Genomic DNA, 11,247 nt, shown 5'->3' with positions numbered 1-11,247 from the left:
TTTGATGATTAAGTTTTTATATTTTTGCCTCAATTTTACAACTACCTTCTTTTGTTTCTTTGTTTTTTGGGGCGATATTCCACAAACATCACATTGTGATCTCTTCCCCCATAAGTGATTTCAAAATCCTCAAGTGTTCTAAACACCTCCCCCCAAGTTTCTTTGCCGTAGGAAGAAGCTGTTTTGAAATACTGCTCTTTGAGCCACAAACCCACTCTAGAAACCAAAGATTTGCCCTCATCATTCATCGTAACCTCTACAGCACTACGCAAAATGCTCATCAAATAATGATTGGCACTCAAATCTATTTTTCTATCTTCCACACCCACTTCCTCAAAGCTCGAAAACGCATTTCTCAAGCTATCGCGACTTTTACTCTCTCCAAAGCCCACAGCCTGTAATCCACGCGTCCGTATCTCTTGAGCCAATGGGGCAAAATCACTATCGCTTGTCGCCAAAGCAATACAATGCATACGATCAGAATACAAAACATTCATCACATCAATGGCGATTTTTATATCGCTTGAGTTGCTTTTGTTGCCACTCCCTGTCACAATATGGATAGGCTCTATAGAATATTTTTGTAGCACTTCATCCCAACCACGCAACTCGCTTCTACGCCAATCCCCATAGGCTTTTTTGATACATATTTCACCAAAATCCTCAAGTCTCTTGATCACTTCAGAAATCAAACGATAGCTAATATTCTCGCTATCAATAAACAATGCGACTTTCTTTTTCCCCCCACTAATCTCTAACATTTTATTCATCTAAACATCCAAGGCATTTGTTTTGACATATCTCCAAATCAATCATCGTATCTTGTTCTCCACTTTTGAGATTCTTGAGAGTGACTTTGCCACACTTCATTTCTTCTTCGCCGACAATCAAAGCGAACTGATGTCCTTTGCGATCAGCATAAGTCAAAGATTTTTTCAAACGCACAATCTCTGGATAGACCTCAACCCCTATGCCACTATTACGCAGCTTGTGAGCCTGTTGATAGACAAAAGGCATCGCTTCTTTGTCCATCGCAATACACAAAATCTGTGTTTGTGTGGATTTTTGCTCCACTTTTCCAAGCTCAGACAATGCACTAAGCAAACGATCTAGCCCCACACTCGCACCAACTCCACTAAGTTTGTCTTTGGCAAATGTCTGCACTAGATTGTCATATCTCCCACCAGAGCATACACTCCCTATACTTGGCAACAAATCCAGCACACACTCATAAACAATCCCTGTGTAATATCCAAGCCCTCTAGCAATCGAAAAATCAATGCAATAAGATTCTTTGGGCAATCCCACCTTCTCAAGTATCGCATAAAGCTCATCAAGCTCCTGTAAAGACTTTTGCAAGGTTTCATTATAAGACTTCAGTTTGCTCACTTTGTCCAAAAACCCTCGCTCACCCCGCTCCTCTTTGAGTGTGATCAACTCTAGCAATGAGCAAACCTGCTCTTCACTCAACTCTCCTTCAAGCTCCTGTCTTACCCCATCTTGCCCTATCTTATCAAGCTTGTCAATGATTCTCAAAACAGCGTGGATTTTGTCGATCCCCAAATATTCACAAATGCCATTAAGCACCCCCCTATGGTTAATCTTCAAGCAAAATCCGCCCACATTGAGCTTGTGCATTATCGCGATGATGACCTGAATCACCTCGCTATCACTTGCAATACTCTCACTCCCCACCAAATCAAAATCACATTGTGTGAATTCCCTATATCTACCCTTTTGTGCTCTCTCTCCTCGAAACACATTGCCAATGGCATAACGCCTAAAAGGAAAATCCAACTCCTGCTTATGCTGTGAAACAAATCTTGCCAAAGGCACAGTGAGATCAAAACGCAATGCCACATCTCTCCCTCCGTGATCTCTAAAAGCATAGAGTTCTTTTTGGATTTCATCACTCCCCTGCTTCACCAAAATATCAGCATACTCCAAATGTGGCGTTTCAATCGGAGTGAAACCAAAACTATCAAAAACCTCGATGATTTGATTGATTATTTTACGCTTCAGAAGTGCCTCGCTTGGTAAGCGATCTTTAAAGCCACTTAATGTCTTAGCTTGAATCATTGCAATCCTTAAATCATTACTCTCAAAAGCAAATCTTACCATTTTATGCAAAAATACAGAAAACCAACTCAATCGCAAAGATTAAAAATGAAAATACTACTCCGACTTCCAACTTGGCTTGGTGATGCTGTGATGAGCACACCCACAATCGAACTCCTAGCACAGCACTACCCTCAAGCACAAATCAGTCTTGTCGGCTCAAAAGTAGGGATAGAGCTTTTCAAACGCCACACTTTTATCCATAATCTTTACCACGATGAAACCAAACTTGCCAAAAACCGATTCTTAGCCACTTTGCAACTAGCAAAAACCATCGGCAAACACGATATAGCCATCACATTGCAAAACAATCTCCCCTCTGCACTTTTGCTTTTTTTGACACGATCTAACATACGCATAGGCTACAGAGGCAACCTAAGATCCCCTCTCCTCACACACGCACTCAAACCCCAAAAGCAACTCCACCAAGTCCAACAATATCTACACCTCCTCACCGCACTCAACCTCTCTATCCCAGAGGACACACCCCTCAAGCTCCCAAACTTTCCAATCCCTCATAACACAAACATACGCATAGGAATCAACGCAGGAGCAAAATACGGAAGTGCGAAACGATGGTGCGAAGAATACTTCATCGAATTGATCGCGATTTTGCTCAATCGCAAATATGAGGTTTTCCTCTATGGTGGAAGTGAGGAATCAGAATCCAACATGCGTATCACTCAAGCCATCCAATCACTTGCACCAACCCAACTTTTCCACAACCTCACCAACCAAACCAACATCTCCCAGCTCATCGACAATATCGCCTCTCTTGATTTGTTTGTCACCAATGATAGTGGTCCTATGCACATTGCTTCAGCACTTGGTATCCCACTTCTTGCTATCTTTGGTCCCACAGATGCGACAGAAACCTCACCCTACAATTCCCAATATCCTCAAATTTTGCTCAACAAGCACCTCCCCTGTGCCCCCTGCAAAAAACGCCAATGCCCCCTCAAACATCACCAATGTATGAAGCTCATCACTCCTGATGAAGTGCTAAACAGCATTGACATCTTACTCAAGAGGTGAGAGGCAAAATGGATTCTTTTCTTTATGAAACACTTTTTTTTGCAGTCGTTGCTATCGGGCTATTGATTTATCGCTCAAGATTGAAAGATTAGCAATGAATCTCTTTGAATGGCTCGAAACGATTTTGCAAACAAGCGATATTCCGACACGCTTTGGACTTTTTGAGCAGGGGTATCAAGATTTCAAACACCAACCCCTTGCCCACACAGCACAATGGCAAATCACGCCAATCCAAGAGCCCATTTATGCGAACATTTGCAAAATCCTACATCCGACCAAAATCTCTCGCGACAAACAACTCAAATCCGATCAATCAATGGCAAGATTTTTGCATTCCATTGCCCATATCGAGTATTCTGCCTTTGATTTGGCACTAGATGCGAGTTATCGTTTCAGACATTTGCCACGCACTTATTATGAGCATTGGCTTGAAGTCGCAAACGAGGAGAAACGGCATTTCACCCTCCTCAATCAGCACCTAGAGGCACTAGGCTACACCTATGGGGATTTCCCAGTGCATACTCATCTTTTTGATGCGATGAAGCACACTCCACTTTTTGCCGATCGTATGGCAGTCGTGCATCGCGGTCTTGAGGCAGGGGGATTGGATGCCAACCCCTTCGTCTGCCAAAAAGTCCTCTCTAGCCTACACCCACTCAGTCCCAAAATCCTAGAAACTTTGCACATCATCCTCAATGATGAGATCTCCCATGTCCAAAAGGGCGATATTTGGTGGAAATATTCCAATGATTCTAGAAGTTTTGTCGAGATTCTCAGACAGCACCACTACCCACCACCCAAAATCCTCAATCAAGAGGCACGATTGCGATGTGGCTTTTCTCAAGAGGAGCTAGAAGCACTACAAAATTTCCACAAGGAGTCAATATGCTAACCCTACTCATCATTTTTGCCACACTCACTTGCCTTTTGTCTTTTGTTAGTTTGCGTTTTTATTTGCAGAGCAAACACACTAGCCAACTTGCACAAGAGCGAGAGAGGGCGTTGCAATCACAAATCCAACAAAAAACTCAAGCCCTGCAAGATACAAAAGAAAATTTTGCCAATGAAAAAGCACAGATTCAGCAATTCCACTTAGAACACATCCAAACCCTCCAATCCCAATATCAAGACAATCTCAAACATCTCAAAGAAGAGCTAAGCAAACATTACAAAGAACAAAACACTGCACTCCTAGCCCAAAATCAAAATCTCATCAATCAAGATAGCAAAAAGCTTCTCAATGAGATTTTTGTCCCCATCAAAGAACAAATCAAAATCTATTCTGAAGGGCTTATCCGCAATGAGAGTGCGATCAAAACCCAAATCGAATCAATGTTCAAATACTCCCAAAGCGTCGAGCAAAACGCCAATCAACTCGCCAAGATTCTCAAAGGAGACAAAAAAGTGCGTGGAAATTTTGGAGAAATCCAACTCAAATCGGTGTTGCAAAATAGCGGTCTAATCGAAGGGGAGCAATACAAACTCCAGCAAGGAATGCAGGTGGAAGACAAAAAATATATTCCTGATGCCGTGATTTATCTAGACAAAGAGAAGCAAATCATCATTGATGCCAAATTTTCCCTGCCTACGCATTTTGATTTTGAGGAGATTGATGCGGAGGTTTGCTCTAGCCTTTTAGCCAATCTCAAATCCAGAATCGATGAACTTAGCAAAAAGCCCTACAATGACGGACAATACACTTATGATTTTGTTTTGCTTTTCATTCCTTATCAAAATATCTTAGATCTTGCTTTGAGTTTAGATCCTAGCCTTTATGCCTATGCGTATGAGAAAAAAATATATCTCACAACGCCCCACACTCTCTTTATGGCACTCAAAACCATACAAATCACTTGGATTGACATCAAACGCAATGAAAATGCCCAAAAGGCTTTTGAGGAGATTGGGAAATTTTATGACAAATTTGTCGGCGTTCTAGAGGAGTTTGAAAAACTCAAAAAACAAATAGGGCAGATCCAAAACACCAGCGCAGAATTGGACAAAAAGCTCTCAAGTGGGAGTGGCAATCTCGCCTCAAGGTTTGAATCCCTCAAAGAACTTGGAGCAAAAAGCAAAAAATCTATCCAGTTTTAAATCAAATTGGCATTTTGCTAAAAAATATCTTATTGGCTATAATTAACTTTTTATTACATTGATGAAACTAAGGAGTGTATTTTGAACAAAACGATTTTGACTTACATTTTGTGTCTTGGATTTTTGGTCGCACAAGAGGAGATGACCAATCCCTCTGAGACTCTCCAAACTCTAGGAACCACCACAATGGAGGACAAACCCAAACAAAGCTTCATAGAGAGGATGAAAGAAAAAGAGAGGCAAAATGCTGTCCCACGCGAGACCGTGCCGGTAGAAGAGAGCAAATTCCTCATTGACACCCCTATCCCCAAAACCGCTCATTATCTACCTTTTTTGCAGACACTGCTCAATATCGAGCCGGGCACATTGCCCAATCCAATCGGAGTCTCTGTCATTGGAAGCTTCACGGATGAACGCTACACGATTACAAAGTTTAGGGGAACGATTGGCAAAGACATCGGTGGGGCACTTGTTCGTGGATTGCAACCCTCGATTGCTGGAGACAAGCAAAAAATTATACAAGCTATCAAAAACTCCAATCTGCCACTTTATATACGAATACCCGCGATTGCTCTTGTTAATAATATTGCTAAAGGCGATTTGGCAACACTTAAACTTTTACAAAACACAATCAACAACACTCTTGGTGCTGGAGAGGCGACAGATTGGCAACTCTCTGAAGGCAAGATCCACACCAAAACAGGAGCAGTAGGGATCAAAACAGATGTATTCCTCTTTCCTTTTATGAATCTATTTTTCACCGGAGCATATCTCAATGTCCAACAAAGCACCAATGTGGGCAATGCCACCATCCCTCTCAAAAAACCACTAGGAAAGCTCACTTCTATCACCTTTCCCGTTGGCACACTTAGCAATGATCTTGATGGCTATCTCCTGATGGGTGGGACCAATCTGATGGTGGGTTACAAAGGATTTTTTGCATCATTTATGGTTTCAGGAGGCTATGTGCGTCTTGATGATCTCAAAAACAATATCGCAAAATTTGTCGAAAAGCCTTTTATGTATCTCGCCCCACGCATTGGCTATAGCTACCATGGCATATTCACCACGCATGTCGGAGTGCAACGCATCGAGCTTTTTGGCGAAACCAAAGGGAGCGATTTGAGCCAAATCACAGGCGGATTGGTGGAGGGATATTCTGTGGAGATTCAGAAATTCCCTGTCAATTTTGTCGCAGGGGCACAGTTTATGTTTATGCGTGACTTGGGACTTTCTGTCGAGTATGTGGGAAGCCCTGATGTCAATGGGTTTAACGCAGAGATCGCTTATCGTTTCTAAGCTATGAAACCTTGCCCCCACTCTCCACTCATCATCGCAGAGCTTAGTGCCAATCACAATCAAGATTTGGATATAGCCTTGCAAAGCATTAGCAAAGCCAAAGAGATCGGAGCTGATGGGGTCAAAATACAGACTTACACCCCAGACTGCCTCACGCTTAATTCTCACAAAGAGCATTTCAAAATCCAACAAGGACTATGGGAAGGGCAATACCTACACGCGCTCTACCAACAAGCCTATACGCCACTAGAATGGCACGCAGAGCTGTTTGCCTATGCAAAGAAGCTAGATTTTCCGATTTTTAGCTCACCTTTTAGCCCAAAGGCACTAGAGCTTTTGGAATCCCTTGATTGCCCAATGTATAAAGTCGCAAGTTTTGAGATGGTCGACCTTGAGCTTATCTCCCTCATCGCCCAAACCCACAAACCCATCATCCTCTCAACAGGCATTGCAACCGATGAGGAGATCACAGAGGCGATTGAGGTTTGCCGACAAGCCGACAACCACGACATTACTTTGCTCAAATGCACTTCAGCCTACCCCACTCCACTCCAAGAGGCACATCTCTCTAGTATGCAAACTTTTGGGGAAAAATGGGGAGTCAAATATGGCTTGAGCGATCACACCAAAGGCTTTTTGGCTCCAGTGATTGCCACAAGTCTTGGGGCAACGATGATTGAGAAGCATTTTGTTTTGCACCACCAGTTGCAAACCCCTGATTCTCAATTCAGTCTAGATGCCTCTGAGTTTGGAGAGATGATCACTTGGGTGAGGCAAACCTCAATCGCCCTTGGGGATCGTGCATATTCCAACACAGAGCAAAACCCCAACAGAGTTTTTGCTCGTAGCCTTTTTGTCCAAAAACCTATCGCAAAAGGAGAGGTTTTCACCCCCAACCACATCACGATCAAGCGTCCAAATGTCGGACTGCACCCAAAGTTTTTCAAACAAATCTTAGGCAAAAAAGCGACAAGAGATCTAGAATACGGAGATCCACTCCACCCGCAAGATGTGGAGTTATAGCTTCCCGACACACTCACTACATTTGATGAAGAGCCTCATATCGTGGCTGATGAGTTTGGCATTGTGCTTCTTTGCCACCTCAATCTGCAATCTCTCAATCTCAGGATTGACAAACTCAATAATCGCCCCACATTCTAGACAAATCAAATGATCGTGGTGTTCTTTGGAGGCGATCTCATAGCGTTTGCCCCCCTTATCAGTTTTGAGTCCGCTGATGAAGTTTTCTTGCTCCAAAAAACTCAAAAGACGATAGACAGAAGAAATAGAGGTGCTTTTGTTGGCGATTTTGATCTGTTGGGCGATTTCTTCGGGGCTAAGGTGTGTGCCGGTTTTGTATAACACTGCCAAAATCTGCTCTCTTTGTTTGGATTTTTTAAGCCCATTATCCTTTACACATTGTTGCAATCTTTGGAGCATAGACTCCAAAGTCTCGATCCGCATTTCCATTTGTCAAGCCCTCTTTTTGATTTTTGTTCCTATGATTTTATACTAAGTTTTTATAATATTGCAATTATTACCTCAAAGCAAGGACACAAATGCCGTATTCTAAAGAATTACAAGCACTCAGGCACACCAACCTCCTAAGAGAAAAAACGCTACAAGATTCTGCACTACTTGATTTTGCTTCCAATGACTATTTGGGATTGTCAAGCAACAAACAAAGCCTCACACAAGCCTATCAGAAGCTACTCTCCACCCCTCATCACGCACCAAGAGCCTCCAATGCAATCAATGGCTACCACCTGATTCATCAAGAGTTAGAAGAGTTTTTGTGTGCTTATTTTGGGTTTGAATCTTGTCTGCTTTTTGGGAGTGGGTTTCTTGCCAATCTTGCACTTTTTGATACGCTTGTGCGTAAAAACGATACGCTATTTGTAGATGAGCTTTATCACGCAAGTGGGCGTTTTGTCACTAGGTTTTTGGGGGATCGTGCAGTGTTTTTCAAGCACAACGATCCAAAAGATTTGGACACAAAACTCAAAAGCCACAAACGGCAAAACGGCAGGATTTTGATTGCGATAGAGGGTGTATATTCGATGGATGGGGACATCGCCAAAGCAGAGTTTGCACAAATCGCTCAAGATTGGGGGGCGATTTTTATCGTCGATGAAGCACATAGCAGTGGCACGATCGGCACACATCTCAAAGGATATTTTGATTTTCACTCTTTGCCTATCACAAACCACACAATCAAAATGGGGACGCTTGGCAAATCCTATGGGAGCTATGGGGCGTATGTCCTAGCAAGTGATCCTATCATCAAGTTTTTATTCACGCGCGCCAAAAGCTCTATCTATACGACGGCTTTGAGTCTGTTTGACACAGCCCTTGCTTTGGAAAACCTCAAATATGTGCAATCCAACACCCCCGCCCTCTCCGCTCAACTTCAAGCCACCACCACCCTCACCCAAAAGCTTTTGGGACATCATCTCCAAAGCCAGATCCTCCCTATTTCTTTCCAGCGGCAAGAGCGTATGCTAGAAGTTGCCAAATCCCTCCAAACTCAAGGCTTTTGCATAGGGGCGATTCGCAAACCCACGACACAAACCCCCAAACTGCGTATCACACTCGGGATCAAGAATACCCTAGAAGATACACAAAAATTATGTAAAATATTGCAACAAATCCAAACAAACGAAGGCTTCTGATGTTGCACAAATCAAAAAGATTTTTTTTGATTTTTTTTATTATTTTGATGTTTATCGCTAGTGCTTATATCGTGCGTGTGTATTTTGTCATCACAGAGAAACTAGATATGATTGTCAATTATCGCCCAGAGTTGGCTACGCAAATCTTTGATCGCAAAAATCGCTTGATCGCCAACATCTTCGACAAAGAATTGCGGTTTTATGCACGATTTGATGAGATCCCCTCCAAGATGATTGAAGCCCTACTTGCAGTGGAAGATACGCTATTTTTCGAACACAATGGCATCAATTTTGATGCGATTTTGCGTGCGATGGTGAAAAACCTCATCGCAGGTAAATATGTCGAGGGGGGAAGCACACTCACCCAACAACTTGTCAAAAATGTCGCCCTCAGTCGCGATAAAACACTCGATCGCAAACTCACAGAAGCTATTCTCTCCTTTCGCGTTGAGCAGAAACTAAGCAAAGAAGAGATACTAGAACGCTATCTCAATGAAACATTTTTCGGACATGGATACTATGGAGTCAAAGCAGCCGCACAAGGATATTTCAAAAAACAACTCCAAGATCTCACCCTCAAAGAAATCGCTATCATCGTCGGACTTCCACGCGCTCCGAGCTTCTATGACCCTACGCGTAATTTGGATTTTTCTCTTGGGCGTGCCAACAACATCTTAGACAGAATGAAAACACTAGGCTGGATTTCAGAAGAAGATTATCTTGAAGCGATTGCAGAGATTCCACAAGTCTATCTCCAAACACTCACCCAAAACAAAGCCCCCTATGTCGTTGATGAAACTTTACGCCAACTCTCCTACATTTCAGACATTCGCACAGGTGGCTATACTATCAAGCTCAATATCGATTTGGATTATCAGAAAATCGCACAAGAAGCCGTGCTTGTCGGCTATGAAAACACCATAGCACGCATCAATGCACGCAAAAAGAAGCTCTCACAACCCCAACAATCAGAATCCCAAACAGAAGACTCACTCAATGGGGCGATGATTGTCACAGAGAGCAAAACAGGCAAAATCCTAGCTTTGGTGGGAGGAGTTGATTATGCCAAAAGCTCTTTCAATCGTGCGACACAAGCCAAAAGGCAATTTGGAAGCTCTATCAAACCATTTATCTATCAAATCGCCTTTGACAATGGTTACGCCCCTGCAAGCAAAATCCCAGATGTCGCCAGAAGTTTCAACAAAACCTTTGATCAACACTCACGCAACCAAAACGAGCGACGCGACGCAGAGAGTCTAGAAAAAGACGAATACGAGTATTGGCGACCCAAAAATTTCAACAAAAGCTTCAGTGGTGTCGTCACACTCAAAAACGCCCTAAGCAAATCGCTCAATCTGCCAACCATCAATCTCGTGGAGATTCTAGGGTTTGACAAAGTCTATGATGAGTTTGAGTTTTTTGGATTTACCAACATTCCCAAAGATATGACAATCGCCCTTGGGAGCCTAAGCCTCACCCTCACACAAGCAGCACAGGAGTATTCGATTTTTTCCAACTATGGGACACTTGTGCGACCCTCACTGATTGAGAGCCTCACAAACTTCAATGGCAACACGACATTTTTCCAAACACAAAAAGAAATCATCACAGACCCACAACAAGCCTATCTCACGATTGACATTTTGCAAGATGTTGTCAAAAATGGCACAGGCAGGGGGGCAAAAGTCAAAACAATCGAGCTTGCAGGTAAAACAGGGACAAGCAACAACAACATCGATGCGTGGTTTTGCGGGTTTTCTCCGACAATCCAAGTGATTGTATGGTATGGACGCGATGACAACACGCCCATCGGCAAATACGAGAGCGGAGGCGTTGTCGCCCCATCAGCTTTTGCTTATTTTTTCAGAAATCTCCTCAAAATCCAACCGGGAATCAAAAAAACCTTTGACATCCCAAAAGGGGTTTTCAAAAAAAACATAGGTGGAGAAACTTATCTCTACACAAATATCTCAAACTCATCAGATCAAAACAAACTAGATGACATCCAACAAAAGCTTATTTTTTAGCC

General features: G+C 42.8%; 10 protein-coding genes. 7 read left to right on the top strand and 3 right to left on the bottom strand.

What is annotated here, in order from left to right; all coding sequences use genetic code 11:
- Positions 1–41 precede the first annotated feature (41 nt).
- Together BBW65_RS06600 and hisS are read right to left on the bottom strand one after the other, a co-directional pair.
- Entirely contained in the window at positions 42–770 is a 729-nt protein-coding gene (locus tag BBW65_RS06600; RefSeq protein ID WP_066341288.1) for an NYN domain-containing protein, read from the bottom strand.
- Complete coding sequence (gene hisS, locus BBW65_RS06595; RefSeq protein WP_066341287.1) at positions 763–2,079, bottom strand: histidine--tRNA ligase; 1,317 nt, start codon at positions 2,077–2,079, stop codon at positions 763–765. Before hisS ends, BBW65_RS06600 begins: the two co-directional genes overlap by 8 nt.
- Before the next feature lie 87 nt (positions 2,080–2,166).
- Here hisS and waaF point away from each other — a divergent pair, with 87 nt between their 5' ends.
- The 5 genes from waaF (at position 2,167) to pseI (ending at position 7,569) form a co-directional block, all read left to right on the top strand.
- Positions 2,167–3,153, top strand: a complete 987-nt coding sequence (gene waaF / locus BBW65_RS06590; protein ID WP_083986126.1) for a lipopolysaccharide heptosyltransferase II — start codon at positions 2,167–2,169, stop codon at positions 3,151–3,153.
- 94 nt (positions 3,154–3,247) lie between these two features.
- Complete coding sequence (locus tag BBW65_RS06585) at positions 3,248–4,045, top strand: ferritin-like domain-containing protein (protein WP_066341285.1); 798 nt, start codon at positions 3,248–3,250, stop codon at positions 4,043–4,045.
- Entirely contained in the window at positions 4,039–5,247 is a 1,209-nt protein-coding gene (gene rmuC, locus BBW65_RS06580) for a DNA recombination protein RmuC (protein ID WP_066341284.1), read from the top strand. The genes BBW65_RS06585 and rmuC overlap by 7 nt, the downstream gene beginning before the upstream one ends.
- A gap of 81 nt (positions 5,248–5,328) precedes the next feature.
- Positions 5,329–6,546 (top strand): hypothetical protein, encoded by a 1,218-nt coding sequence (locus BBW65_RS06575; RefSeq protein ID WP_066341282.1) that lies wholly within the window; start codon positions 5,329–5,331, stop codon positions 6,544–6,546.
- A gap of 3 nt (positions 6,547–6,549) precedes the next feature.
- Positions 6,550–7,569 (top strand): pseudaminic acid synthase, encoded by a 1,020-nt coding sequence (gene pseI, locus BBW65_RS06570; RefSeq protein ID WP_066341280.1) that lies wholly within the window; start codon positions 6,550–6,552, stop codon positions 7,567–7,569.
- Here the strand turns inward: pseI and fur are convergent.
- The gene (gene fur / locus BBW65_RS06565; protein ID WP_066341279.1) at positions 7,564–8,016 is read right to left on the bottom strand and encodes a ferric iron uptake transcriptional regulator; all 453 of its coding nucleotides are present in this window, start codon (positions 8,014–8,016) and stop codon (positions 7,564–7,566) included. The two genes, pseI and fur, sit on opposite strands and share 6 nt — an antisense overlap.
- Before the next feature lie 89 nt (positions 8,017–8,105).
- On the opposite strand from fur, the gene BBW65_RS06560 reads away from it, so the two are divergent.
- Together BBW65_RS06560 and BBW65_RS06555 are read left to right on the top strand one after the other, a co-directional pair.
- The gene (locus tag BBW65_RS06560) at positions 8,106–9,218 is read left to right on the top strand and encodes an aminotransferase class I/II-fold pyridoxal phosphate-dependent enzyme (protein WP_066341278.1); all 1,113 of its coding nucleotides are present in this window, start codon (positions 8,106–8,108) and stop codon (positions 9,216–9,218) included.
- A complete protein-coding gene (locus tag BBW65_RS06555) occupies positions 9,218–11,245 on the top strand; it encodes a penicillin-binding protein 1A (RefSeq protein WP_066341277.1) in 2,028 nt (675 codons plus the stop codon). The genes BBW65_RS06560 and BBW65_RS06555 overlap by 1 nt, the downstream gene beginning before the upstream one ends.
- Positions 11,246–11,247: the final 2 nt, after the last annotated feature.

Source organism: Helicobacter enhydrae (genome assembly GCF_001693335.1).
In the GTDB taxonomy this organism is placed as follows: domain Bacteria; phylum Campylobacterota; class Campylobacteria; order Campylobacterales; family Helicobacteraceae; genus Helicobacter_G; species Helicobacter_G enhydrae.
Note: the sequence above shows the minus strand (reverse complement) of the source record. Positions and strands in the feature narration are given on the sequence as shown.

Coding starts and splice junctions, on each gene's coding strand:
- BBW65_RS06600 (WP_066341288.1), bottom strand. CDS start 770: ATGAATAAAATGTTAGAGATTAGTGGGGGGAAAAAGAAAGTCGCATTG.
- hisS (WP_066341287.1), bottom strand. CDS start 2,079: ATGATTCAAGCTAAGACATTAAGTGGCTTTAAAGATCGCTTACCAAGC.
- waaF (WP_083986126.1), top strand. CDS start 2,167: ATGAAAATACTACTCCGACTTCCAACTTGGCTTGGTGATGCTGTGATG.
- BBW65_RS06585 (WP_066341285.1), top strand. CDS start 3,248: ATGAATCTCTTTGAATGGCTCGAAACGATTTTGCAAACAAGCGATATT.
- rmuC (WP_066341284.1), top strand. CDS start 4,039: ATGCTAACCCTACTCATCATTTTTGCCACACTCACTTGCCTTTTGTCT.
- pseI (WP_066341280.1), top strand. CDS start 6,550: ATGAAACCTTGCCCCCACTCTCCACTCATCATCGCAGAGCTTAGTGCC.
- fur (WP_066341279.1), bottom strand. CDS start 8,016: ATGGAAATGCGGATCGAGACTTTGGAGTCTATGCTCCAAAGATTGCAA.
- BBW65_RS06560 (WP_066341278.1), top strand. CDS start 8,106: ATGCCGTATTCTAAAGAATTACAAGCACTCAGGCACACCAACCTCCTA.
- BBW65_RS06555 (WP_066341277.1), top strand. CDS start 9,218: ATGTTGCACAAATCAAAAAGATTTTTTTTGATTTTTTTTATTATTTTG.